This window comes from Streptomyces lateritius (assembly GCF_014649715.1).
Lineage (GTDB): Bacteria > Actinomycetota > Actinomycetes > Streptomycetales > Streptomycetaceae > Streptomyces > Streptomyces lateritius.
On sequence record NZ_BMTO01000030.1, the window covers coordinates 1 to 23,904 of the forward strand.

General features: G+C 72.3%; 21 protein-coding genes and 2 pseudogenes. 17 read left to right on the plus strand and 6 right to left on the minus strand.

From position 1 onward, the window contains the following. A pseudogene (locus IE136_RS34540) lies at positions 1-254 on the plus strand (IS630 family transposase); the annotation flags it as partial. Positions 255-305: 51 nt separating this feature from the next. On the opposite strand, the gene IE136_RS34545 reads toward IE136_RS34540, so the two are convergent. Next, positions 306-2,675, minus strand: coding sequence for a Tex family protein (locus IE136_RS34545; RefSeq protein ID WP_189602493.1), 2,370 nt, complete (start codon positions 2,673-2,675; stop codon positions 306-308). Between the two features lie 131 nt (positions 2,676-2,806). After that, a complete protein-coding gene (locus tag IE136_RS34550; RefSeq protein WP_158992250.1) occupies positions 2,807-3,673 on the minus strand; it encodes an SCO6745 family protein in 867 nt (288 codons plus the stop codon). 112 nt (positions 3,674-3,785) lie between these two features. Between IE136_RS34550 and IE136_RS34555 the strand changes: the two genes are divergently transcribed. Both IE136_RS34555 and IE136_RS34560 read left to right on the plus strand, forming a co-directional pair. After that, positions 3,786-4,787 carry a GlxA family transcriptional regulator gene (locus IE136_RS34555; protein ID WP_158992252.1) on the plus strand — a complete coding sequence of 334 codons (1,002 nt, stop codon included), beginning with the start codon at positions 3,786-3,788 and terminating at the stop codon, positions 4,785-4,787. Positions 4,788-4,795: 8 nt separating this feature from the next. Beyond that, on the plus strand, positions 4,796-5,440 hold the full coding sequence (locus IE136_RS34560; protein WP_189602494.1) for a DJ-1/PfpI family protein: 645 nt from the start codon (positions 4,796-4,798) through the stop codon (positions 5,438-5,440). 63 nt (positions 5,441-5,503) lie between these two features. Here IE136_RS34560 and IE136_RS34565 read toward each other — a convergent pair whose 3' ends face one another. Further along, positions 5,504-6,265: an enoyl-CoA hydratase/isomerase family protein gene (locus tag IE136_RS34565; protein ID WP_189602495.1), complete on the minus strand. Its 762-nt coding sequence runs from the start codon at positions 6,263-6,265 to the stop codon at positions 5,504-5,506. A 65-nt stretch (positions 6,266-6,330) separates the two neighbouring features. On the opposite strand from IE136_RS34565, the gene IE136_RS34570 reads away from it, so the two are divergent. Then, complete coding sequence (locus IE136_RS34570) at positions 6,331-7,005, plus strand: HdeD family acid-resistance protein (protein ID WP_189602496.1); 675 nt, start codon at positions 6,331-6,333, stop codon at positions 7,003-7,005. 129 nt (positions 7,006-7,134) lie between these two features. Then, a pseudogene (locus tag IE136_RS34575) lies at positions 7,135-7,575 on the plus strand (ATP-binding protein); the annotation flags it as partial. A gap of 169 nt (positions 7,576-7,744) precedes the next feature. On the opposite strand, the gene idi reads toward IE136_RS34575, so the two are convergent. The 3 genes from idi to IE136_RS34590 all read right to left on the minus strand — a co-directional run bounded on the left by idi (position 7,745) and on the right by IE136_RS34590 (position 10,945). After that, the gene (idi, locus tag IE136_RS34580) at positions 7,745-8,383 is read right to left on the minus strand and encodes an isopentenyl-diphosphate Delta-isomerase (RefSeq protein ID WP_158992260.1); all 639 of its coding nucleotides are present in this window, start codon (positions 8,381-8,383) and stop codon (positions 7,745-7,747) included. A 143-nt stretch (positions 8,384-8,526) separates the two neighbouring features. Further along, positions 8,527-9,774, minus strand: a complete 1,248-nt coding sequence (locus IE136_RS34585) for a bifunctional class I SAM-dependent methyltransferase/N-acetyltransferase (protein WP_189602497.1) — start codon at positions 9,772-9,774, stop codon at positions 8,527-8,529. Positions 9,775-10,003: 229 nt separating this feature from the next. Next, positions 10,004-10,945: a cation diffusion facilitator family transporter gene (locus IE136_RS34590; protein WP_189602498.1), complete on the minus strand. Its 942-nt coding sequence runs from the start codon at positions 10,943-10,945 to the stop codon at positions 10,004-10,006. A 482-nt stretch (positions 10,946-11,427) separates the two neighbouring features. Here IE136_RS34590 and IE136_RS34595 point away from each other — a divergent pair, with 482 nt between their 5' ends. The 12 genes from IE136_RS34595 (at position 11,428) to IE136_RS34650 (ending at position 23,861) form a co-directional block, all read left to right on the plus strand. Beyond that, positions 11,428-13,380 carry a DUF5941 domain-containing protein gene (locus IE136_RS34595; protein WP_373309216.1) on the plus strand — a complete coding sequence of 651 codons (1,953 nt, stop codon included), beginning with the start codon at positions 11,428-11,430 and terminating at the stop codon, positions 13,378-13,380. Continuing rightward, a complete protein-coding gene (locus tag IE136_RS34600) occupies positions 13,377-14,114 on the plus strand; it encodes a phosphocholine cytidylyltransferase family protein (protein ID WP_158992266.1) in 738 nt (245 codons plus the stop codon). Before IE136_RS34595 ends, IE136_RS34600 begins: the two co-directional genes overlap by 4 nt. Further along, complete coding sequence (locus IE136_RS34605) at positions 14,102-15,163, plus strand: iron-containing alcohol dehydrogenase family protein (RefSeq protein ID WP_158992268.1); 1,062 nt, start codon at positions 14,102-14,104, stop codon at positions 15,161-15,163. Before IE136_RS34600 ends, IE136_RS34605 begins: the two co-directional genes overlap by 13 nt. Next, positions 15,141-15,920 (plus strand): CDP-alcohol phosphatidyltransferase family protein, encoded by a 780-nt coding sequence (locus IE136_RS34610; protein WP_158992270.1) that lies wholly within the window; start codon positions 15,141-15,143, stop codon positions 15,918-15,920. Before IE136_RS34605 ends, IE136_RS34610 begins: the two co-directional genes overlap by 23 nt. A gap of 20 nt (positions 15,921-15,940) precedes the next feature. Then, positions 15,941-16,813, plus strand: coding sequence for a glycosyltransferase family 2 protein (locus tag IE136_RS34615; protein ID WP_189602501.1), 873 nt, complete (start codon positions 15,941-15,943; stop codon positions 16,811-16,813). A gap of 50 nt (positions 16,814-16,863) precedes the next feature. Further along, entirely contained in the window at positions 16,864-17,793 is a 930-nt protein-coding gene (locus IE136_RS34620) for an ABC transporter permease (RefSeq protein ID WP_158992274.1), read from the plus strand. After that, positions 17,786-18,571, plus strand: a complete 786-nt coding sequence (locus IE136_RS34625) for an ABC transporter ATP-binding protein (protein ID WP_158992276.1) — start codon at positions 17,786-17,788, stop codon at positions 18,569-18,571. Before IE136_RS34620 ends, IE136_RS34625 begins: the two co-directional genes overlap by 8 nt. Positions 18,572-18,699: 128 nt before the next feature. Next, positions 18,700-18,960 (plus strand): hypothetical protein, encoded by a 261-nt coding sequence (locus tag IE136_RS34630; protein ID WP_229819489.1) that lies wholly within the window; start codon positions 18,700-18,702, stop codon positions 18,958-18,960. 330 nt (positions 18,961-19,290) lie between these two features. After that, complete coding sequence (gene hpnC, locus IE136_RS34635) at positions 19,291-20,199, plus strand: squalene synthase HpnC (RefSeq protein WP_158992278.1); 909 nt, start codon at positions 19,291-19,293, stop codon at positions 20,197-20,199. After that, complete coding sequence (gene hpnD / locus IE136_RS34640) at positions 20,196-21,146, plus strand: presqualene diphosphate synthase HpnD (protein ID WP_189602499.1); 951 nt, start codon at positions 20,196-20,198, stop codon at positions 21,144-21,146. Before hpnC ends, hpnD begins: the two co-directional genes overlap by 4 nt. A 97-nt stretch (positions 21,147-21,243) precedes the next feature. Beyond that, positions 21,244-22,764, plus strand: coding sequence for a hydroxysqualene dehydroxylase HpnE (gene hpnE, locus IE136_RS34645; protein ID WP_373309217.1), 1,521 nt, complete (start codon positions 21,244-21,246; stop codon positions 22,762-22,764). Beyond that, a complete protein-coding gene (locus IE136_RS34650) occupies positions 22,761-23,861 on the plus strand; it encodes a polyprenyl synthetase family protein (protein WP_189602500.1) in 1,101 nt (366 codons plus the stop codon). The genes hpnE and IE136_RS34650 overlap by 4 nt, the downstream gene beginning before the upstream one ends. The last annotated feature ends 43 nt before the right edge of the window (positions 23,862-23,904 follow it).

A 23,904-nucleotide genomic window follows, 5' to 3' on the forward strand; every position in this document is an offset into this window, starting at 1 on the left:
CGCGCTTCCACATGCACTTCACGCCGACGAGTTCGTCCTGGCTGAACCTGGTGGAGCGGTGGTTCGCCGAGCTGACACAGAAGAAGCTCAAGCGCGGTGTCCACTGCTCCGTCCAGGCCCTCGAACGCGACATCCGTTCCTGGCTCGCCGACTGGAACGAGCACCCCAGGCCGTTCGTCTGGACGAGGACCGCCGACGAGATCCTCGACAAAGTAGCCGCCTACTGCCGACGAATCTCCGACTCAGGTCACTAGGCCGCCAGGGACGTGCCACGGGCCCGGCCTTCCGGCCGGGCCCGTGGTGTGTCAGCGGCTACGGCGCTTGCCGCCGCCTTCGTTCAGGAGGCCCGCCTTGCGGAGGGCGTCCGCCATCGCGCTGTTCGACGGGGCCGGGGCCTGGGCGCGACCCCGGTCGCCCCCACCGCCGCCCCCGCGGCGCTGCTGCGGCGGGCGCCCGCCGCGCTCCCGCTTCGGGGCGGGGCCGCCGCCGGTCTCCGCCGTCGCCTCGTCGTCGAGTCGCAGCGTCAGCGAGATGCGCTTGCGCGGGATGTCCACCTCCATGACCTTCACCCGGACCACGTCACCCGGCTTCACCACGTCCCGCGGGTCCTTGACGAACGTCTTCGACATCGCCGACACGTGCACCAGACCGTCCTGGTGCACACCGATGTCCACGAACGCGCCGAAGGCCGCGACATTCGTCACGACACCCTCCAGCACCATCCCCGGCTCCAGATCGCCGATCTTCTCGACGCCCTCCTTGAAGGTGGCCGTTTTGAACGCCGGACGCGGGTCGCGGCCCGGCTTCTCCAGCTCGCGCAGGATGTCCGTGACCGTCGGCAGACCGAAGGTCTCGTCGACGAAGTCGTCCGCCCGCAGCGACCGCAGCACCCCGGTGTTGCCGATCAGGGACGCGACCTCGCCGCCCGTCGTCTTCACCATCCGCCGTACGACCGGGTATGCCTCCGGGTGCACGGCGGACGCGTCCAGCGGGTCGTCGCCGCCCCGGATCCGCAGGAAGCCCGCGCACTGCTCGTACGCCTTCGGACCCAGCCTGGCCACGTCCTTCAGCGCCTTGCGCGAGCGGAAGGGACCGTTGGCGTCCCGGTGCGCAACGATGTTCTCGGCGAGGCCGGCGCCGATGCCCGACACCCGTGAAAGCAGTGGTGCCGAGGCGGTGTTGACGTCGACACCGACGCCGTTCACACAGTCCTCCACCACCGCGTCGAGCGAGCGGGACAGCTTCACCTCGGACAGGTCGTGCTGGTACTGCCCGACACCGATCGACTTGGGGTCGATCTTCACCAGCTCTGCCAGCGGGTCCTGCAGCCGCCGGGCGATGGAGACCGCCCCGCGCAACGAGACGTCCAGACCGGGAAGTTCCTGCGAGGCGAACGCGGAGGCCGAGTACACCGAGGCGCCCGCCTCCGAGACCATCACCTTCGTGAGCTTCAACTCCGGGTGACGGGCGATGAGATCGGCCGCCAGCTTGTCCGTCTCGCGCGAGGCGGTGCCGTTGCCGATGGCGACCAGTTCGACCGCGTGTTCCTTGGCGAGCCGCGCGAGCTTCGCGAGCGACTCGTCCCACTTGTTCGCCGGGACGTGCGGGTAGATCGTGTCGGTCGCCACGACCTTGCCCGTGGCGTCGACGACGGCGACCTTCACCCCCGTACGGAAACCGGGGTCCAGGCCCAGCGTCGCCCGCGTCCCGGCCGGCGCCGCGAGCAGCAGGTCCCGCAGGTTCGCCGCGAAGACCCGTACCGCCTCGTCCTCAGCCGCCGTGCGCAGCCGCAGCCGCAGATCGATCCCGAGGTGTACCAGGATCCGGGTCCTCCAGGCCCAACGGACCGTGTCCTGGAGCCACTTGTCGCCCGGACGCCCGCGGTCGGCGATCCCGAAGCGATGCGCGACCATTCCCTCGTAGGAGGACGGGCCGGGCGTCTCGGAAGGCTCCTCCGGCTCCAGCTCCAGAGTGAGGACGTCCTCCTTCTCGCCGCGCAGCATGGCGAGGATCCGGTGGGAGGGAAGCGCGGTGAACGGCTCGGCGAAGTCGAAGTAGTCGGCGAACTTCGCGCCGGCCTCCTCCTTGCCCTCCCGTACCTTGGCGGCGAGCCGGCCCCGGCTCCACATCCGCTCCCGCAGCTCGCCGATGAGGTCGGCGTCCTCGGAGAACTTCTCGGTCAGGATCGCGCGGGCGCCCTCCAGCGCGGCGGCGGCGTCCGCGACTCCCTTGTCGGCGTCGACGAAGGCCGCGGCGGCGGCCGCAGGTTCCACGGACGGGTCCGCGAGCAGCCCCTCCGCCAGCGGCTCCAGACCGGCCTCGCGGGCGATCTGCGCCTTGGTGCGGCGCTTGGGCTTGAAGGGCAGATAGATGTCCTCCAGCCGCGCCTTGGTATCGGCGGCCCGCAGCGCGGCCTCCACCTCGGCGGTCAGCTTGCCCTGCTCGCGCACCGACTCGAGGATGGCGGTCCGCCGGTCCTCCAGCTCCCGCAGATAACGCAGCCGCTCCTCGAGCGTGCGCAGCTGCGCGTCGTCGAGCATCTCGGTCGCTTCCTTGCGGTAGCGCGCGATGAACGGCACGGTCGAGCCGCCGTCGAGCAGCTCGACGGCCGCCCTCACCTGTCGCTCGCGTACGCCGAGTTCCTCGGCGATTGTGCTTTCGATGGACGTCGTCACGGTGTTCCGACTCGCCTTCTCGTGCCTCAAGCTTGCGACTGCATTGTGCCGGGTCGCCCCTCGGAACGCCGCACGCGCCCCGCCCCCGCGCGGCGAGGCACCCCGAGCGCGATCCGGCCCCGGTCCGGAATTCAGCCCTTGCCGGTCAGGTCCTGTGGGAAGGCGCCCGCGCCGGCCGCCGCGAAGAGGAAGCCCCGGCCCAGTTCCGTGAGCCGCTCCACGCCCGCCGCGCCCAGATGCTCGTACGGGGCGCGGTCCAGCCGGTCCGTCATCTCCTCCAGCTCGGCGCGCAGGTCGGTGCCCGCGGGTGTCAGCTCGCCCTCGGCGTCCAGCACGCCCCGGTCACGCAGCCGCTCCGCCGCCGCCTCCCAGTCCGCGCGCCGCCAGCCCCGGGAGCCGAGGACCCAGCGGGGTGCCATGCCCTTGCCGGTGGCGGTGTGACTGACGAGCGCCTCCACCGGGTCGAGGTCCAGCGAGAGCAGCGCCGCAAGGTGGCCGTCGCCGCGGTGCTCGCGCAGCAGGGTGGCGGCGTGCCAGTACTTCAGGTGGGCCTCGTCGGGCACGGGCAGGTCGGCGTTGGCCGAGTACAGCGGCCGGGCGTGCCGGGTGCAGGCCTCCGTGGCGCGCAGCGCCAGCTCGGCGGCCTCGGCCATCTCCGGCGAGGTGACCGTCTCCTCGCCGAGCAGCCGGCGCAGGGTGGTGTCGGCGGTACGCAGCCGGGCGGCCAAAACGGCCTCGGGCGCCGCGGTCTCCCAGACGGCCGGCAGGTGCTTCGCCAGCAGCTCGACGTTGTAGTTGTAGAAGGTCGCGGCGACCGTTCCGGCCCCCACCGCGCCCAGCGGGGCGCTGCGCGCCGCGAGCCGCACGGCCGCGGGGTCCTCGATGCGGATGCCCTGGAACTCGCGGTCGAGGTCCGGCGAGAAGTAGAGGGTCGAGTGGAGCGGGTTGAGGGCGTTGTGGCAGCGGCGTCCCGCGCGCGGCGGCAGAGCAGTCGTCATGGGCCGAACGTTACCGACTGGTCGGTACGACGGGAACCGCCGGGCCCGCGATGGCAGGAAAGGTGGGGTGCTCGTCGTTGCGGACGTCCCGCCCTCCGCGAAGGATGGGGGCATGACGCAGCGACCCGTACTCGTCGTCCTCTTCGACGGCGTGCAGAGCCTGGACGTGACCGGACCGGTCGAGGTCTTCGCCGGGGCCGACCGCTTCGCAGGCCGCCTCGGCGGGCAGCACGGCGACGGGAGCGGCGGCGCCTACCCGATCCGTACCGCCTCGCTCGACGGCGGCCCCGTCCGCACCCACAGCGGACTGTGCCTGCTGCCCGACACCGCGCTCGCCGCCGCGGACCGCCCGCACACCCTGCTCGTCCCGGGCGGCGAGGGCACCCGGAACCCGGACCCGCGGCTGATCGACTGGCTGCGCGCGAACGCCCCGCACGCCGAGCGTCTCGTCTCCGTCTGCACGGGTGCGCTGCTGCTCGCCGAGGCCGGACTGCTCGACGGACACCGGGCCACCACCCACTGGGTCGCCTGTGACCACCTCGCCCGCTGCTACCCCGAGGTGGAGGTCGACCCGGACCCCATCTTCGTCCGGGACGGCAGGCTCTCCACCTCCGCAGGAGTCACCGCGGGCATCGATCTCGCGCTGGCCCTGGTGGAGGAGGACCTCGGCCGGGACGCGGCGCTCACCGTCGCCCGCCATCTGGTCGTCTTCCTGCGCCGCCCCGGCAACCAGGCGCAGTTCAGCGCGCAGCTCGCCGCTCAGACGGCCCGCCGTGAGCCGCTGCGCGAGCTGCAGCACTGGATCACCGAGCATCCCGACGCCGACCTCTCCGTCGAGGCGCTGGCCGCCCGCGCCCGCCTGTCGCCCCGCCACTTCGCCCGCGCCTTCCAGGCGGAGACGGGCACCACCCCGGGGCGGTACGTCGACCGGGTCCGGCTCGAACACGCCCGCAGGCTCCTGGAGGAGTCCACCCACGGCGTCCAGGAGGTCTCCCGGGCCGCCGGCTACGGCACTCCCGAGGCCATGCGCCGCGCTTTCGTCAAGGCGCTCGGCACGGCTCCGGCCGACTACCGACGCCGCTTCCACGCCCCTGTTCCGACCACCGACCGATAAGGATTTCCATGCAGATCGCCGTCCTTCTCTACGACCGCTTGACCGCCCTCGACGCCGTCGGCCCCTACGAAATGCTCGCCCGCCTCCCCGGTGCCGAGACCGTCTTCGTCTCCCGCGAGACCGGTCCGGTCCGCAACGACCAGGGCAACCTCGCCCTCGTCGCCGACCGGACCCTCGCCGACGTGCCGCACCCCGGCATCGTCCTGGTGCCCGGCGGACCCGGCTCGCGCGAGGCGATGCACGACCCGGAGATCCTCGCCTGGCTCCGTACCGCCGACGCCACCAGCACCTGGACCACCTCCGTCTGCACCGGCTCCCTGATGCTGGCCGCCGCGGGACTGCTCGCCGGCCGCCGGGCCACCAGTCACTGGCTCGCGCTCGACGAGCTCACGCCGTTCGGTGTCGAACCCACCGGTGAGCGGGTCGTCTTCGACGGCAAGTACGTCACCGCCGCCGGCGTCTCCTCGGGCATCGACATGGCCCTGCACCTGATCGGCCGGATCTCCGGCGACGCGACGGCGCAGACGGTCCAGCTCCTGACCGAGTACGACCCGCAACCGCCCTACGACGCGGGCTCGCCGGGGAAGGCCCCGGCCGAGATCGTGGCGCACTGGCGTGCCAAGGCGGAGAGGGTCCTCGCCCGGCAGGACTGAGCAGAAGGGCTCAGCGAGGGACCGGCCGGTCCGGCGAGAAGCGGGGCCGGGCCCCGGGCCGGTTCAGATCCCGTACGTGAAGCGGGGCGCGCGGCGCTCCAGGAAGGCGGTGACACCCTCCGCGGTGTCGCCGCTGCCGCGCGCCTGCTCCGCCCAGTGGGCGTCCCGGTCCGTGCGGCCGTCCACGAACTCCTTCGCCGCCGCCTGCGTCAGCTGCGAGCGACCCACGAGGACGCGGGAGAACTCGGCCACCCGCTTGCCCAGTTCGCCGGCCGGGAGCACCTCGTCCACCAGACCGGTGCGCAGCGCCCGCTCCGTGTCGATCAACTCGCCGGAGTAGAGCAGGTACTTGGCGGCCGAGGGCCCCACCAGCGACGTCAGGCGGCGGGTCGAGGAGGACGGATAGACGATGCCGAGCTTCGAGGGCGTGACCCCGAAGAGCGCGCCCTCCTCGGCGAACCGCAGGTCACAGGCGGCGGCCAGCTGGCTCCCGCCGCCGACGCAGTAGCCGCGGACGGCCGCGAGCGTGGGCTTGGGAAAGGCGGCGAGCGCCTCCTCGGCCCGTACCGCGAGGGCCTGCTGCTCGTCGCCCGGCTCCCGCAGTGTGGAGATGTCCGCGCCCGCGCAGAAGGTCTCGCCCTCGCCCGTGAGGACCAGCGCGCGGACGTCGCGGTCGGCGGCGAGATCGGCCAGGAGACCGGGCAGAGCGCGCCACATCGCGGCCGTCATCGCGTTGCGCTTGGCCGGGTTCGAGATGACGACGGTGACGACCCCGGCGACCCCGGCGACCCCGTCGGCGGGGACTGCCTTCAGCTGTGGCTCCATGCGCCGGATGCTATCCACAGGACCCGAACGTACGATCAGGAAGGGGGTGCGAGGAGGAGGCGCCGATGGCTCAGGACCCGCAGGGCCGGGACCCGCACGGCCCGGTCCGGGACCACGACCCCGACCCCGTACGCGAGGGCAGGAAACTCGTCCGGAGCTTCGGCTGGCTCGTCGCCCTGGGAGCCGTGCTCGCCGTCGGCGGGCTCGTCGGTCTCGTCTACACCGGGGTCGCCACCCTCACCTCGATGCTCCTCTTCGGCTGGCTGCTGCTCATCGGGGGTGTCGTGGGCCTGCTCCACGCCATCGAGTCGCGCGGCACCGGTTACTTCTGGCTCGCGGTGGTCGTGGCCGCGCTGAACATCGCGGCCGGACTGGTCGTCATCCGGCATCCGGAGGGGTCGGCCGAGGCGCTCACCATGTTCGCCGCGCTGCTCTTCCTCACCGGCGGGGTGTTCCGTCTGGTCGGCAGTGTGGTGGTGCGCGGACCGCAGTTCGGCTGGACGCTCCTGCAGGGGGCGTTCGGGCTGCTGCTCGGTCTGCTCGTCCTCTTCGACTGGCCGGACAGCAGCCGCTACGTCCTGGGCGTCTTCTTCTCGCTCGCGCTGCTCTTCGACGGTCTGGGCCTGATCGCGATCGGTGTCGGCGGCCGGCGGATCGTCAGTATGGTGGCCCCGCAGACCGCTGTTGACGGGCCCCTTCCGAAGCCGTCAGAAGAAGGTCAGGAGCAGTCGAACAACTGACGTTGGCATACTCAATCGGTCGAAGGCGGTCGATAAGTGTCGACTTCTGGTCAGTGGCCCGTCCGGACCTGCGGAGTACCAAGACTCGACCTCGTGGCGACAATCGAGCACGACGGTGGGAGCCGGACTATGGAGAGCCGCGGGAGCGTCCCTGCCCGGCCACCGTCCTACGAAGGGGTCTGGCGCTTCACCGCTCCCGCGGTCGACGTCTCCGTCCCGCGGGCCCGGCACGCCGTCCGCGACCTCTTGACCCGGCAGGGCGTACCGGCCCACGACGACACGGTCCAGGGCCTGCTCCTGATCGTGTCGGAGCTGGTCACCAACGCGGTCAAGCACGCGGCACTGCTCTCCCCCGAAGTGGCGGTGGAGGTGGCGATCGGCGCGGAGTGGATCCGGGTGTCCGTCGAGGACAACCATCCGTACCGCCCCAAGGCCCTGGTGGCGGACTACGGCCAGACCGGTGGCCGAGGGCTGCTCCTGGTGCGGGAGATCGCGCTGGAGGCGGGCGGGGCGTGCGACGTGGAGCACACCGCGAGCGGCGGCAAGATCATCTGGGCCGCGCTGCCCCTCGTTCCGCGAGCGGCGGCGACGGCAGGTCAGGCGCCGGGAAACGTTCCGCCAGGGGGCATCGGCCCCACGCCGGGGACGGGACCCGCCCCCGGTACGGGCTCGGCGCCCGGGCCCGTACCCGCGACGGGGCTGCCCGCACCGGGAACCGGGCCCGTGCCGGCGACGGGGATCACCAGCCCCCGGCCGGACCCGTCAGCTCCTTGACCGCCGGGCGCGCCGCGTCCAGCACCGTCATGAACCAGGCGGAGAACGGCGCGACCGCGTGGCGCTCGGCCAGCTCCTCGGCGGTCACGAAGGCGGTCTCCTCGACCTCCTCCGGGTCCGGCCGCAGCTCGGCCTGCACCATGCCGACGAAGAGGTGGTTGTACTCCTGCTCCACCAGGCCCGAGGCCGGGTCCGGGTGGTTGTAACGGACGGTGCCCGCCTCGGCGAGCAACGAGGGCGAGACCCCCAGCTCCTCGTACGTCCGCCGGGCGGCGGCCGCGAACGGCGCCTCGCCCGGGTACGGGTGACCGCAGCAGGTGTTGGACCAGACACCGGGGGAGTGGTACTTGCCGAGCGCGCGGCGCTGCAGCAGCAGCCGGCCCGACTCGTCGAAGAGGAAGACGGAGAACGCCCGGTGCAGCTGCCCCGGTGGCTGGTGGGCGGCGAGCTTCTCCGCCGTGCCGATGGTGTTGCCGTCCTCGTCGACCAGCTCCAGGAGGATCGACGCCGGGACGCCGTCCGCGGAGATCCCGTCCGGAGAGAACCCGGTCGCGGAGACTCCGTTCCGCGAGCCGTGTGCCGCGGTGTCGTGTGTGGTCGGCATACCCATCCTTCGCTTCGGTCCTCGGCCCGGTGGGGCCCCCTCAGTCTGCCGCACAAAAGCGGCTTGTCCGTACTTCGGAGGCCGGACATGGCCGCTCCCACCACACCGGAGTACACCCGGGTGCGGTGGGAGCGGGAACCGCGTCAGACGCCGAAGGCCGCCGGATAGTGGATCATGCCCCGCGGGACCTCGCCGGAACCGTCGAGGACCAGCGCCATCACGGCCTCGTCGGGCACCTCGCAACCTGGCGCGATCCCGTACTCCGAGGCCCGGACGAAGCCGAACCTCGGGTAGTACTCCGGGTGGCCGAGCACCAGCACCAGCCGCTCCCCGCGCAGCCGCGCCGCGTCGAGCACGGCCCGGACGACGGCCTGCCCCGCGCCCCCGCGCTGATGCGCCGGGGCCACGGCGACCGGGGCGAGCGCCGCCGCCGGCGCGTCCCCGACCCGGCAGCGGGTGATCAGCGCGTACGCCACCACGGTCCCGTCGGGCGCCTCGGCGACGTACGACAGGCCCGGCAGCCAGGCCTCCGTGTCCTCGCGCAGGGCGTCCACCAGCGCGGCCTCCTGCGCGGTCGCGAAGGCCGCCGCGTTGATCTCCCGTACGGCGGGGATGTCGGCGGCGGTCTCCTCCCGGGTGCGCCACCGGGCGTCGGCAGGCCGCAGGACGTAGCCGGTGTAGCCGTACTCGCCGCCGTGGTCACGGCGCATGGCGATCTCGGCGCGGGTCGAGGCGAGAGCCTCGGCCATGGTCGGGGACGCGGGGTCGGCGGCGTCGGCCCGCTCGGACAGCGGGCCGTAGTACTCGTCCCAGTCGCTCTCGGGCTGCGGCACGACCCCGAGGACGTGGTAGCCGCCCTCGACCGCCGCCGCGGTGTTCTCGGCGGTGGTGCGCAGCCGGTAGTGCTGTTCCCAGAAGGCGCGCGCCTCCGGACCGGGCCGGTCGACGGTCCACTCGCACTCGGTGAGCACGAGGGTGCCGCCGGGCGCGAGGAGCCGGCGCCACTCGCGCAGCGCGGTGTCGAAGCCGAGGGCGTAGGCGGAACTCTCGGCCCAGACCAGATCGAAGGATCCGTCCGGGAACGGGAGCCTGCCCATGTCGGCGTTGAGGGTGCGGACGGAGTCGCCGAGCCCGCGGGCGGCGGCGGCGAGCCGGAGTTCCTCCAGGAACGGCTCGTGCAGATCCACCGCCGTCACCTCGGCGCCGGCCTCGGTTGCCAGGAGCAGCGCGGAACGGCCGGGCCCGCAGCCCAGGTCGAGGACGCGCGGACGCTCGGGGAGCGGGCCGGCGAGGGCGAGCAGGCGGCGGGTGGTGGAATCCGAGCCGGGGCCCTGCCGCGGAAGACCGTGGTGCAGGGCGAAGAAGGCGTCGTACAGAGCGTTGTCGGACAACGTGAAAAGCCCTTTGTGTGAGAGGGCCCCGGGCCGACGTGATGACGAACGGTTCGGACGGACGAACCGGGATCAGGTCAGCCAGAGACCCGGGAGCTGAAGCTGGACCGGGCGCTGCCGCACTGGGCAGCCTCCATCGCGACGGTCATCAACCTCAGCTCCTCTCCCACCTCACGCTTGTACGAAGAGACTAACAGGGCCGCGGACAAGGCTCACGGGCTCAGGCGGCTCACAGGCAGAGCTTCGCCTCGTGCGCCGCGTGACCGGCCGGCTCCAGCTGGAAGGTGCAGTGCTCCACGTCGAAGTGCGAGCCGAGGCAGCCCTGCAGGTCGTGCAGCATCTTCTCGTGGCCCACCGAGTCGAGGGCCGCCTGGTCCACCACGACATGGGCAGAGAGCACCGGCATCCCGGAGGTGATCGTCCAGGCGTGCAGGTCGTGGACGTCCTCGACGCCCGGCAGCGCCAGTATGTGCGCCCGTACCTCCGCCATGTCGACGCCCTTCGGGGCCGCCTCCAGGAGCACGTCCAGGGTCTCGCGCAGCAGCTTGACCGTGCGCGGCACGATCATCAGGCCGATGAGGATCGAGGCGATCGGGTCCGCGTACTGCCAGCCCGTGGCCAGGATGATCCCGGCCGAGATGAGCACGGTCACCGAGCCGAGCGCGTCCGCGAGCACCTCCAGATAGGCGCCGCGCACATTGAGGCTCTCCTGCTGGCCCCGGACGAGCAGCGAGAGCGAGACCATGTTGGCGACCAGACCGATCAGCGCGAAGACGATGGTCAGCCCGCCCCTGGTCTCGGCCGGCTCGACGAACCGCTGGATCGCCTCGTAGAGCACGTATCCGCCGACACCGAGCAGGAGCAGACAGTTCGCGAGGGCGGCGAGGATCTCGGCCCGTGCGAACCCGAAGGTGCGCCTGTCGGTGGGGGGACGGCTGGCGAAGTGGATCGCGAGCAGCGCCATCGCGAGACCGACCGCGTCGGTCGCCATGTGGGCGGCGTCGGCGATCAGCGCGAGCGAGTCGGCGACGATGCCACCGATGATCTCGATCACCATCACGGACAGCGTGATGGCCAGCGCGATCCGTAGCCGGCCCTTGTAGGCCGCCGCTGCCGTTCCCGTCGGCGGCGATCCTCCATGGCTGTGCCCGTGGTCGTGTCCAGCCCCCATGAAAAGGCCTCCCGCTCCTGTCGTCTCTGTGCCCCGGCTCGCAAGTGAACTACGGGAGGGGGGTATCCGCAACACGGCACTGAACACCGTTGTCATATGCCCTGACCTGCGGTTATGTCCGCAGGTCAGAGTGGGGTGACGATCAGCCCCCACCGGCGGGAGAGCGGCGGGCCCGGGCCCGGGCACCGGCGGTTTGTGGGGCGGGGCGTCGATCACCCATGATGATCTCCGCAGGGCGCGGCGCACTCACGCGGAGCGGAGTGGGCCCGGGGGCGTCCGCACCGCAAAGCCTCGGTGAACTCCCGCTTGGTTCATCCGATAGCCTCAGCCGACGTGCCGCCGCCCATGCCGGGCCGAGCCGCCGTGCCCCGGGGCGCGCCATGGGCCCCGCCGGCCCGCCCGTCAGCTCCAAGGAGTGAGTTCGTCTGTCGACCGCCATCCTCACCGGTCAGCCGGTACCCGGATCGTCGCTCGACGGCGATCTGCGGTCGCTGGGCTTCGACGTCAAGGTCGCCTCCGGTCCGGACGAGACGGGCACGCTGCTCGCCGCCGTACCGGCGGGTGAGCGGGTCGCCGTCGTCGATCCCCGGTTCGTCGGACACCTCCACGCGCTGCGCCTGGCCCTCACGGACCCCCGCTTCCCCGCCGCCGCCGTTCCGGGCGCGCTCGCCGCGCAGGGCGAGGCGCGGCCGGCCCTGGCCCGTGCGCTGAACGCCCCGCGCGCGGGCGTGCCGGGCCCCGGATCCGGCCCCGACGCCGCCCTCCCGGTCCCGGCCGTCGTGCCCGGCACCGAGAACGCGTCGGCGGACGCTTCGACGGACCCCACGCGGTCCGGCGCCGCCACCGACGCCCGTGTCGAGGCGGCCTCCCAAAGCCCCGGCGGCACCCGCGGCCCCGACAGTCCTGCCGGCGGCGCCCCGGAGCCCGGCGACCCGACCGAGCCAGGCGCCCCGCGCGACACCGACGACCTCCCCACCCTGCTCGCCGACGCGCTCGACGCGGACGGCGTCGCCGTGCACCGGCCCCAGCTCGGCACGCTCGTCGCCGCCGTACCGGCCGACGCGGAGGCCCGCCACCGGGCGCGCGCCGACGTGGCGGCCGTCGACGACGAGGCCGTACGCCTGCGCTCGGCGGTCAAGGCCCACGACGGCTTCTTCACCACCTTCTTCATCAGTCCGTACTCGCGCTACGTCGCCCGCTGGTGCGCGCGGCGCGGGCTGACCCCCAACCAGGTCACCACCGCCTCGCTGCTCACCGCCCTGCTCGCGGCCGGCTGCGCCGCGACGGGCGAACGCGGCGGCTACATCGCCGCGGGCGTCCTGCTCCTGGTCTCCTTCGTCCTGGACTGCACCGACGGGCAGCTCGCCCGCTACTCCCTGCAGTACTCGACGATGGGCGCCTGGCTCGACGCCACCTTCGACCGCGCCAAGGAGTACTCCTTCTACGCGGGCCTCGCCCTCGGTGCGGCGCGCGGCGGCGACGACGTGTGGGCACTCGCGCTCGGCGCGATGGTCCTGATGACCTGCCGCCATGTCGTGGACTTCTCGTTCAACGAGGCCAACCACGACGCCACGGCCAACACCAGCCCCACCGCGGCCCTCTCCAGCCGTCTGGACAGTGTCGGCTGGACCGTCTGGGTCCGCCGGATGATCATCCTGCCCATCGGCGAGCGCTGGGCCATGATCGCGGTCCTCACCGCGGTCACCACTCCTCGGATCGTCTTCTGGGCGCTGATCATCGGCTGCGCGTTCGGCGCCTGCTACACGGCGGCGGGGCGCGTCCTGCGCTCGCTGACCCGCAAGGCGAAGCGGACGGCCCGGGCCGCACAGGCGCTCGCCGACCTCGCGGACACCGGCCCCCTCGGCGAACTGGTCGCCAAGGCCGGCCGGCGCCTCGCGCCGCCGCCGCTGCTCCCGGCCGTCGCCGGCGCCGCCCTGCTGATCGCCGTCGCCTGGACGCAGCCGGTCGGCAGCGCGCTCACGGTGATCGCCGCCCTGGCGTACGCGGTCCTCACCGGGCTCGCCGTCGCCCGCCCCCTCAAGGGCGCCCTGGACTGGCTCGTCCCGCCCGTCCTGCGGGCCGCCGAGTACACCACGGTGCTGATCCTCGCGGCCCGCTCCGAGGTCCCCGGGGCTCTGCCCGCCGCATTCGGGCTGGTCGCGGCGGTCGCCTACCATCACTACGACACGGTGTACCGCATCCGCGGCGGCACCGGCGCGCCGCCCGCGTGGCTGGTGCGCACCATCGGGGGTCACGAGGGCCGCACGCTTCTCGTGACCGTGCTCGCCGCCCTGCTCGTGAACCGCGGCACCGATTTCACCCTGGCGCTCACCGCCCTCGCGGCCGCCGTGGCGCTCCTGGTGCTCGTGGAGTCCATCCGTTTCTGGGTGTCCTCCGGAGCACCTGCCGTACATGACGAAGGAGAAACAGCATGATTGGCCTCGTACTGGCAGCCGGTGCCGGACGGCGTCTGCGCCCCTACACCGACACGCTCCCGAAGGCCCTCGTGCCTGTCGACGGTGAGACCACCGTCCTCGACCTGACGCTGAAGAACTTCGCGGAGGTCGGCCTCACCGAGGTCGCCGTCGTCGTCGGCTACCGCAAGGAGGCCGTGTACGACCGCAAGGAGGCCCTGGAGGCCAAGTACGGCGTCTCGATCACCCTGATCGACAACGACAAGGCCGAGGAGTGGAACAACGCCTACTCCCTGTGGTGCGCCCGTGAGGTCTTGAAGAAGGGCGTCATCCTCGCCAACGGCGACACCGTCCACCCGGTCTCCGTCGAGAAGACCCTGCTCGCCGCGCGCGGCGAGGACCGGAAGATCATCCTCGCCCTCGACACGGTGAAGAGCCTCGCCGACGAGGAGATGAAGGTCATCACCGCCGAGGGCAAGGGTGTGCAGCGCATCACGAAGCTGATGGACCCGGCCGACGCCACCGGTGAGTACATCGGCGTCACCCTCATCGAGCCCGAGGCCGCCGAGGAGCTCGCCGACGCCCTGAAGGCGACCTTCGAGCGCGACCCCGACCTCTACTACGAGGACGGCTACCAGGAGCTCGTCAACCGCGGCTTCACCGTCGACGTCACGCCGATCGGCGAGGTGAAGTGGGTGGAGATCGACAACCACGACGACCTGGCGAAGGGCCGTGACATCGCGTGCCAGTACTGACCCGGCTGATCCCCTCGCCGGTCGTCGTCGACATCCGCCGGGGAGCGCTGGACGACCTGTCCGCGCTCCTCGCGGACCAGCGGATCTCCAGCAACGGCAGGATCGCCGTGGCGATCAGCGGCGGCTCCGGTCTGAAGCTGCGTGACCGGTTCGCCGCGGAACTCCCCGGGGCCGACTGGTACCCGGTCGACGGCGGCACCATCGACGCGGCGGTCAAGCTCGCCGACGCCATGCGCGGCAAGCGGTACGACGCGGTGGTGGCGCTCGGCGGCGGCAAGATCATCGATGTGACCAAGTACGCGGCGGCCCGGGTCGGGCTGCCGCTGGTCGCCATCGCCACGAACCTGTCGCACGACGGCATCTGCTCGCCGGTCTCCACCCTGGACAACGACAACGGTCGCGGTTCCTACGGTGTGCCGACCCCGATCGCGCTGGTCATCGACCTCGACGTGATCCGTGACGCGCCGGTGCGCTTCGTCCGCTCCGGCATCGGCGACGCGATCTCCAACCTCTCCGCCATCGCGGACTGGGAGCTGTCGCACCGCGAGACGGGCGAGCCCGTCGACGGCCTGGCCGCGGCCATGGCGCGCAGCGCCGGCGAGGCGGTCCTGCGCCACCCCGGCACCGTGGGCGACGACGACTTCCTCGTCACGCTCTCGGAGGGCCTGGTGATGTCCGGCATCGCCATGTCGATCAGCGGCGACACCCGCCCCTCCTCGGGCGCGTGCCACGAGATCAGTCACGCCTTCGACCTGCTCTTCCCCCAGCGCGCCGCCAGCCACGGCGAGCAGTGCGGCATCGGCGCCGCCTTCGCGATGCACCTGCGCGGGGCCGCCGAGGGCTCGCTGCGGATGGTCGAGACGCTGCGCCGGCACGCTCTGCCCGTGACCCCGGAGGAGATCGGGTTCACCGTGGACGAGTTCGTCAGGGCGGTGGAGTTCGCTCCGCAGACCCGTCCCGGCCGCTACACCATCCTCGAGCACCTCGACCTGTCCACCGACGAGATCAGGGACGCGTACGCCGACTATGCAAAGACCATCCGTAGCTGAGCTGCGCCCGGTCGTCCACCCGGCGGGAGTGAAGGACCGGCGCAGCGGTGAGCACTGGGGCGGCCGCCTGTACATGCGGGAGATCTCGCTGCGGATCACCCGGCATCTGGTCGGCACGAAGGTCACGCCCAACCAGCTGACCTATGTGATGACCGTGTGCGGCGTCCTCGCCGCCCCGGCCCTGCTGATCCCGGGGATCTGGGGCGCGGTGCTGGGTGTCGTCGCGGTCCAGCTCTACCTGCTGCTCGACTGCGTCGACGGTGAGGTGGCCCGCTGGAAGCAGCAGTTCTCGCTGGGCGGTGTCTACCTGGACCGGGTCGGCGCCTACCTGTGCGACGCGGCGGTCCTCGTGGGCTTCGGCCTGCGCGCGGCCGACCTGTGGGGCTCGGGCCGGATCGACTGGCTGTGGGCCTTCCTCGGCACCCTCGCCGCCCTCGGCGCCATCCTGATCAAGGCGGAGACCGACCTCGTCGGCGTCGCCCGCCACCAGGGCGGACTGCCGCCCGTCAAGGAGTCGGCGTCCGAGCCCCGCTCCTCCGGCATGGCGCTGGCCCGCCGGGCCGCCGGCGCGCTCAAGTTCCACCGGCTGATCCTCGGCATCGAGGCGTCGCTGCTCATCCTGGCCCTGGCCGTGGTGGACACCGTCAGGGGAGACCTGTTCTTCTCGCGGCTCGGTGTCGCGGTCCTCGCCGGGATCGCGCTGCTCCAGACGCTGCTGCACCTGGTGTCGATCCTGGCGTCGAGCCGGCTGAAGTGAGGAAGAGTGTGAGTACGCCGATGAAGCTGGGCGCCGTCATCATCACCATGGGCAACCGGCCCGACGACCTGCGTGCGCTCCTCGACTCGGTCGCCAAGCAGGACGGCGATCCGATCGAGGTCGTCGTGGTCGGCAACGGCGCCCCCGTGACAGGGGTGCCGGACGGCGTGCGCACCATCGACCTGCCCGAGAACCTGGGCATCCCCGGCGGCCGCAACGTCGGCATCGAGGCATTCGGCCCCGGTGGCACCGATGTGGACGTCCTGCTCTTCCTGGACGACGACGGCCTGCTCGCCAACACGGACACCGCCGAGCTGGTCCGGCAGGCCTTCACGGCCGACCCGAGGCTGGGCATCATCAGCTTCCGGATCGCGGACCCGGAGACCGGCCTGACCCAGCGCAGGCACGTGCCGAGGCTGCGCGCCGCCGACCCGATGCGCTCCTCGCGCGTGACCACCTTCCTCGGCGGCGCCAACGCCGTCCGTACGAAGGTGTTCGCCGAAGTCGGCGGTCTGCCCGACGCGTTCTTCTACGCCCATGAGGAGACCGATCTCGCCTGGCGGGCGCTCGACGCCGACTGGATGATCGACTACCGTTCCGACATGGTGCTGCTCCACCCCACCACCCCTCCCTCCCGGCACGCGACGTACCACTACAACGTGGCCCGCAACCGGGTGTGGCTGGCCCGGCGCAACCTGCCCGCACCTCTGGTCCCTGTCTATCTCGGCGTCTGGCTGCTGCTCACGCTGGCGCGGCGGCCCTCCGTCCCCGCCCTCAAGGCATGGGCCGACGGCTTCCGGGAAGGCTGGACCACCCCCTGCGGACCGCGCCGGCCCATGAAATGGCGTACGGTGTGGCGGCTGACCCGACTGGGACGCCCGCCGGTCGTCTGACACCGTGGTACCCGACTTGCCGCGCATCTTGGATACGAAAGTTTCGACTTGTGAGTGACACAACCCACGACGGTGCGGTCGCGACGAGCGCCCCGCCGTCCGTCGACGACGGCCTCACCCCGGCCGAGCTGGCCGCGAAGTACGGTCTGTCGGTCAGCGGCGCCCGGCCCGGGTTCTTCGAGTACATCCGCCAGCTGTGGGGCAGACGCCACTTCATCCTCGCCTTCTCCCAGGCGAAGCTGACGGCGCAGTACAGCCAGGCGAAGCTCGGCCAGCTCTGGCAGGTGGCGACCCCCCTGCTGAACGCGCTGGTCTACTACCTGATCTTCGGGCTGATCCTCAACGCCGACCAGGGCATGTCGACCGCGGTCTACATCCCCTTCCTGGTGACCGGGATCTTCGTCTTCACCTTCACCCAGAGCTCGGTGATGGCGGGCGTACGCGCGATCTCCGGCAACCTCGGACTGGTCAGGGCGCTGCACTTCCCGCGCGCCACGCTGCCCATCTCGTTCGCGCTCCAGCAGCTCCAGCAGCTGCTGTTCTCCATGATCGTGCTCGCCGCCGTCGCGATCGCCTTCGGGAGCTATCCGTCGCTGAGCTGGCTTCTGCTGGTCCCGGCGCTGTTCCTGCAGTTCGTGTTCAACGTCGGACTCGCGATGATCATGGCGAGGATGGGTGCCAAGACGCCCGACCTCGCCCAGCTGATGCCGTTCGTCATGCGCACCTGGATGTACGCCTCCGGCGTGATGTTCTCCATCCCGGTGATGCTCGCCGACAGGCCGGCCTGGATCGCCGACACGCTCATGTACAACCCGGCGGCCCTCTACATGGACCTGATCCGGTTCGCCCTCATCGACGACTACGGCTCCCAGAACCTGCCCGACCACGTCTGGATGGCCGCGCTGGGCTGGGCCCTGGCGATCGGCCTCGGGGGCTTCGTCTACTTCTGGAAGGCCGAGGAAAGGTACGGCCGTGGCTGACACCACTCAGGAACGCGTTCCCACCGTCATCGCCGACGAGGTCCACATCGTCTACCGGGTCAACACCGGCGGCGGCGGCAAGGGCAGCGCCACGGCGGCGCTCAGCCGGATCCTCGGCCGCGGCAAGGCCGAGGTCTCCCGCGGCGTCCGCAAGGTCCACGCCGTACGCGGTGTCTCCTTCACCGCCTACCGGGGCGAGGCCATCGGCCTGATCGGCTCCAACGGCTCCGGCAAGTCGACGCTGCTGCGCGCCATCGCGGGGCTGCTCCCCACCGAGAGCGGCAAGGTCTACACCGACGGCCAGCCCTCGCTCCTCGGCGTCAACGCGGCGCTGATGAACGACCTCACCGGTGAGCGCAACGTCATCCTCGGCGGACTCGCCATGGGCATGAGCAAGGAGGAGATCCGCGAGCGGTACGACGGGATCGTCGACTTCTCCGGCATCAACGAGAAGGGCGACTTCATCAGCCTGCCCATGCGCACGTACTCGTCCGGCATGGGCGCCCGGCTCCGCTTCGCCATCGCGGCCGCCAAGAACCACGACGTCCTCATGATCGACGAGGCGCTGGCGACCGGTGACCGCAGGTTCCAGATCCGCTCCGAGGAACGCATCCGCGAGCTCCGCAAGGAGGCCGGCACGGTCTTCCTGGTCAGCCACAGCAACAAGTCGATCAGGGACACCTGCGACCGGGTGCTGTGGCTGGAGAAGGGCGAACTCATGATGGACGGGCCGACCGACGAGGTCCTGAAGGCCTACGAGAAGGACACCGCGAAGTAGCCCTCGCACCGCTTCACGACGGCCCCCGCCGACCTGGCGGGGGCCCGCCCGTCTCGCGCCACCACCCTGCCGGGGAAGGCGCCGCGCACCAGCCTCCTCTTGTCGCCCCGACCGGCCTGCGGCGAGGAGTGGGCGTCGGCCGGGCACCCGAGCCGGAGCCCGAGATCCGCGCGTTCCCCCTGCTCACGGACGCGCTGAACGCTCTGGCCCGCACCGGCCGCATCCCGCGCCGGGCCCGTCCGGCCGTCGAGGCCGCCGCGTGGTCGGCCGTGCACGGACTGTCCCTCCCGCTGCTGGACGGCCCGCTGCGCCGCCTTCCCGAGCAGCGCCGGGCGGACGTCGTCGAGTCGACTCTGGCCATGGTCGTCTCCGGGGCGCGCGCCGACTGAAGGTCCGGTTCCGGCAACTGCCGCCGGGTGAGGGAAAGTTGGCGCGCCGGTGAGGTTTTCGCCGTGTGCCCGGCACCCCGACGCGGCACCGGGCGTTGTACAACGTAAGCTGTAGCGGTGCCGATTCGTGGCAAGTGGGGCGATACCCCCTGGGCATCCTGCCGTCGGGCGGCGATTTCCCCGGGGAGGCCCATCCCTCCGGGGCGGCCCGGTGGCGTGTCCGAAATGGGATGGATTGGATCGGCAGTGTAGAACAGGAGATGTGACGGCCATGACGCGAAATCTCCAGCTCCACGAGGGTGTCGCCGTCCCCGCGTCGGGCAGACCCCGGTGACGCGATCCCGGCAGGTGCGCCCCGCCTCCTCGCGCACGACGCTCGACAAGGCCACGGACGAGAACTTCCCCGTGGCCCCCTTCTTCCTGCCGCGCGCCTGGCGCGACGACCTCATGGCCGTCTACGGCTACGCCCGCCTCGTCGACGACATCGGCGACGGCGACCTGGCCCCCGGCGGCGCCGACGCCCGCCACCTCGGCGTCGGCCCCGAGCGGGCGGGGGACCGCCTCGCGATGCTGGACGCCTTCGAGGCCGATCTCGCGCGGGTCTTCGACGGAGCCCCCCGCCACCCGCTGCTGCGCGCCCTCCAGCCGACCGTACGGCGGTGCGGGCTGACCCCCGAGCCCTTCGCCGGCCTGATCGAGGCCAACCGCCAGGACCAGCTCGTCCGCCGCTACGAGACGTACGACGACCTCGTCGCGTACTGCGAACTCTCCGCGAACCCCGTCGGCCGTCTCGTCCTCGCGATCACCGGCACCACCACCCCGGAGCGCGTCCGGCGCTCGGACGCCGTCTGCACCGCGCTGCAGATCGTCGAGCACCTCCAGGACGTCGCCGAGGACCTCGGCCGGGACCGGATCTACCTGCCCGCCGAGGACATGAAGCGCTTCCATGTCACCGAGGACGACCTCGCCCGGCCCACCGCGGGCGCCTCGGTACGCGCCCTCATCGCCTTCGAGGCCTCACGCGCCCGCGCCCTGCTCCACGACGGCACGCCGCTGGTGGGCAGCGTCCACGGCAGGCTGCGCCTGCTGCTCGCGGGATTCACCGCCGGCGGGCTCGCCGCGCTCGACGCGATCGCCGCCGCCGGTTTCGACGTCCTGCCGAACCCGCCCAAGCCCACCAAGCCGAGTCTGATGCGCCATGCGGGAACGGTCCTGCTCAGAGCGCGGAGAGAGGGGTGAGCCGGACCGTGGAGGGACAGACGGAGACGTCCGCGCCGGTGCAGGCCGCGTACAGCTACTGCGAAGCCGTCACCGGACAGCAGGCCCGCAACTTCGCCTACGGGATCCGACTGCTGCCCACCGAGAAGCGGCAGGCCATGTCGGCCCTGTACGCCTTCTCGCGGCGCGTCGACGACATCGGCGACGGCATCCTCGCCCCCGAGGCGAAGCGGGACAGGCTCGAAGCCACCCGGGCGCTCCTGGAGCAGATCCGGAAGGGCGCCGTCGACGAGGACGACACCGACCCGGTCGCCGTGGCCCTCACCGACGCGGCCCGCCGCTTCCCGATCCCCCTCGACGGCCTCGACGAGCTCATCGACGGCGTCCTGATGGACGTGGGCGGCGAGACGTACGAGACGTGGGACGACCTCAAGGTCTACTGCCGGTGCGTCGCCGGCGCCATCGGGCGGCTCTCGCTCGGCGTCTTCGGTACCCAGCCCGGCGCGCAGGGCGCCGAGCGCGCCCCCGAGTACGCCGACACGCTGGGCCTCGCCCTGCAGCTCACCAACATCCTCCGGGACGTCCGCGAGGACGCCGGGAACGGGCGCACCTACCTCCCCGCCGACGACCTGGCCAAGTTCGGCTGCGGCGACGGCTTCGAGAGCGCCCCCCCGCCGTCCGGCGCCGACTTCGCCGGGCTCGTGCACTTCGAAGTGCGGCGCGCCCGCGCCCTGTTCGCCGAGGGCTACCGCCTGCTGCCCATGCTCGACCGGCGCAGCGGCGCCTGCGTCGCCGCCATGGCCGGCATCTACCGCCGCCTCCTCGACCGGATCGAACGCGACCCCGACGCGGTGCTGCGTGGCCGCGTCTCGCTGCCCGGCCACGAGAAGGCGTACGTCGCCGTTCGCGGCCTCTCCGGGCTCGACACCCGGCACATCTCCCGACGAACCGCCAGGAGGCGTGTGTGAGGTGCCCGTACGAGAGCGTCGGCCGGGCAACCCCGCGCGGCGCGGCGGCGTCCCTGACTGCGACGACCCGAGGGGAGGCCGCGTGAGCGCGGACGACATGGGTACCCCCGCGCCGGCGGCCGACGCCGGTGGCGGCCGGCAGCCGAGGGACGGGACGGACACCTCCACGCGGCCCACCGCACCCGCGGCCGACGCCCGGCCGCCGCACCCCGGCACCGCCGGCCGCGGCGACGGCACCGCCGGCGGCCGGCAGCCGCACGCCGTCGTCGTCGGTGGTGGCCTCGCCGGGATCACCGCCGCGCTGCGGCTGGCCGACGCCGGCGCCCGGGTCACGCTCCTCGAAGGGCGGCCGCGGCTCGGTGGGCTCGCGTTCTCCTTCCGGCGCGGCGAGCTCACCATCGACAACGGGCAGCACGTCTACCTGCGCTGCTGCACCGCGTACCGCTGGTTCCTCGACCGTGTCGAGGGCGCCCACCTGGCACCGCTGCAGCCGCGACTGGACGTCCCCGTCCTCGACGTGGCCCACCCCCGCGGCCCACGCCTGGGACGGCTGCGCCGCAGCGCCCTGCCCGTACCTCTCCACCTCGCCGGCAGCCTGGCCACCTACCCCCACCTCTCCCTCGCCGAACGGGCGAGCGTCGGGCGCGCCGCGCTCGCGCTGAAGCGGCTCGATCCCGCCGACCCGGCGCTCGACGGGATCGACTTCGCCACCTGGCTCGGCCGCCACGGCCAGTCGCCGCGCGCCATCGAGGCCCTGTGGGACCTCGTCGGCGTCGCCACCCTCAACGCCACCGCACCGCACGCCTCCATGGGCCTAGCCGCCATGGTCTTCAAGACCGGGCTCCTCTCCGAGCCCGGCGCCGCCGACATCGGCTGGGCGCACGTCCCGCTCGGCGACCTCCACGACACCTTGGCCCGCAAGGCCCTCGACTCCCTCGGGGTCCGCACCGCACTGCGCACCAAGGCCGAGCGGATCTCACGCACGGAGGACGGCCGGTGGACCGTGGAGGTGCCCGGGGAGACGCTCGACGCGGACACCGTCGTCCTCGCCGTGCCGCAGCGCGAGACCCGTGACCTGCTGCCCGAGGGCGCCCTCGACGACCCCGACCGGCTCCTTGACATCGGCACCGCCCCCATCCTCAACCTGCACGTCGTCTACGACCGCAAGGTGCTCAGGCAGCCGTTCTTCACGGCCCTGGGCTCCCCGGTCCAATGGGTCTTCGACCGCACCGACTCCTCGGGCCTCAAGGGCGGCGGCCAGTACCTCGCCGTCTCGCAGTCCGCGGCCCAGGACGACATCGACGAACCCGTCGCCGTCCTGCGCGAGCGCTACCTCCCCGAGCTGGAGCGGCTGCTCCCCGCCGCCCGGGGCGCCGTGATCCGGGACTTCTTCGTCACCCGGGAGCGGACGGCCACGTTCGCCCCCACACCGGGCGTCGGCCGGCTCCGCCCCGGCGCCCGCACCCACGCCCCCGGCCTGTACCTGGCCGGCGCGTGGACCGCCACCGGCTGGCCCGCGACCATGGAGGGCGCCGTCCGCAGTGGCTTCAGCGCCGCGGGTGCCGCGCTCTCCGCCCTCGGCCGCCGCCATGAACATCCGCTGCAGGAGGCGGCATGAGTGTGAGTACTGGAACAAGAGGAGAGACCGTGCCGACTGTGCCCCCGGTGAATCCGGCCGTCGACACCGCGGACGTCACCGCTCTGCTGGAGCGCGGGCGGACCCTGTCCACCCCCGTCCTGCGGGCGGCCGTCGACCGGCTCGCACCGCCCATGGACACCGTGGCCGCCTACCACTTCGGGTGGATCGACGCGCAGGGCAACCCGGCCGACGGCGACGGGGGCAAGGCCGTCCGCCCGGCCCTCGCGCTGCTCTCCGCCGAGGCCGCCGGAGCCGCCCCCGAGGTCGGCGTCCCGGGCGCCGTCGCCGTGGAACTCGTCCACAACTTCTCGCTGCTGCACGACGACCTGATGGACGGCGACGAGCAGCGGCGGCACCGCGACACCGTCTGGAAGGTGCACGGCCCCGCGCAGGCGATCCTCGTCGGCGACGCGCTGTTCGCCCTCGCCAACGAGCTGCTGCTCGAACTCGGCACCGTGGAGGCCGGCCGCGCCACGCGCCGGCTGACCACCGCCACGCGCAAGCTCATCGACGGGCAGGCCCAGGACATCTCCTACGAGCACCGCGAGCGGGTCACGGTCGAGGAGTGCCTGGAGATGGAGGGCAACAAGACGGGCGCCCTGCTCGCCTGCGCCGTCTCGATCGGCGCCGTCCTCGGCGGCGCCGACGACCGCACGGCCGACAAGCTGGAGGAGTACGGCTACCACCTCGGCCTCGCCTTCCAGGCCGTCGACGACCTGCTCGGCATCTGGGGCGACCCCGAGTCCACCGGCAAGCAGACCTGGAGCGACCTGCGCCAGCGCAAGAAGTCCCTGCCGGTCGTCGCCGCACTCGCCGCGGGCGGACCGGCCTCCGAGCGGCTCGGCGAACTGCTCGCCGCCGACGCCAAGAGCAGCGACCTCGACTCCTTCTCCGAGGAGGAGTTCGCCACCCGCGCCGCTCTGATCGAGGAGGCCGGCGGCCGCGAATGGACCTCCAAGGAGGCCCGCCGTCAGCACGCCGTCGCGATCGATGCCCTGCACGAGGTGGACATGCCCGAGCGGGTCAGGGCGCAGCTGACCGCACTGGCCGATTTCGTCGTCGTACGGAAGAGATGATCACCATCACTCTGATATGAGTTCGCAGTCGCCGGGCGGGGGC

Coding starts and splice junctions, on each gene's coding strand:
- IE136_RS34555 (WP_158992252.1), top strand. CDS start 3,786: ATGACGCAGCGACCCGTACTCGTCGTCCTCTTCGACGGCGTGCAGAGC.
- IE136_RS34590 (WP_189602498.1), bottom strand. CDS start 10,945: ATGGGGGCTGGACACGACCACGGGCACAGCCATGGAGGATCGCCGCCG.
- IE136_RS34560 (WP_189602494.1), top strand. CDS start 4,796: ATGCAGATCGCCGTCCTTCTCTACGACCGCTTGACCGCCCTCGACGCC.
- IE136_RS34570 (WP_189602496.1), top strand. CDS start 6,331: ATGGCTCAGGACCCGCAGGGCCGGGACCCGCACGGCCCGGTCCGGGAC.
- IE136_RS34550 (WP_158992250.1), bottom strand. CDS start 3,673: ATGACGACTGCTCTGCCGCCGCGCGCGGGACGCCGCTGCCACAACGCC.
- IE136_RS34615 (WP_189602501.1), top strand. CDS start 15,941: ATGAAGCTGGGCGCCGTCATCATCACCATGGGCAACCGGCCCGACGAC.
- idi (WP_158992260.1), bottom strand. CDS start 8,383: ATGCCGACCACACACGACACCGCGGCACACGGCTCGCGGAACGGAGTC.
- IE136_RS34650 (WP_189602500.1), top strand. CDS start 22,761: ATGAGTGTGAGTACTGGAACAAGAGGAGAGACCGTGCCGACTGTGCCC.
- IE136_RS34600 (WP_158992266.1), top strand. CDS start 13,377: ATGATTGGCCTCGTACTGGCAGCCGGTGCCGGACGGCGTCTGCGCCCC.
- IE136_RS34565 (WP_189602495.1), bottom strand. CDS start 6,265: ATGGAGCCACAGCTGAAGGCAGTCCCCGCCGACGGGGTCGCCGGGGTC.
- hpnE (WP_373309217.1), top strand. CDS start 21,244: ATGGGTACCCCCGCGCCGGCGGCCGACGCCGGTGGCGGCCGGCAGCCG.
- IE136_RS34610 (WP_158992270.1), top strand. CDS start 15,141: ATGCAAAGACCATCCGTAGCTGAGCTGCGCCCGGTCGTCCACCCGGCG.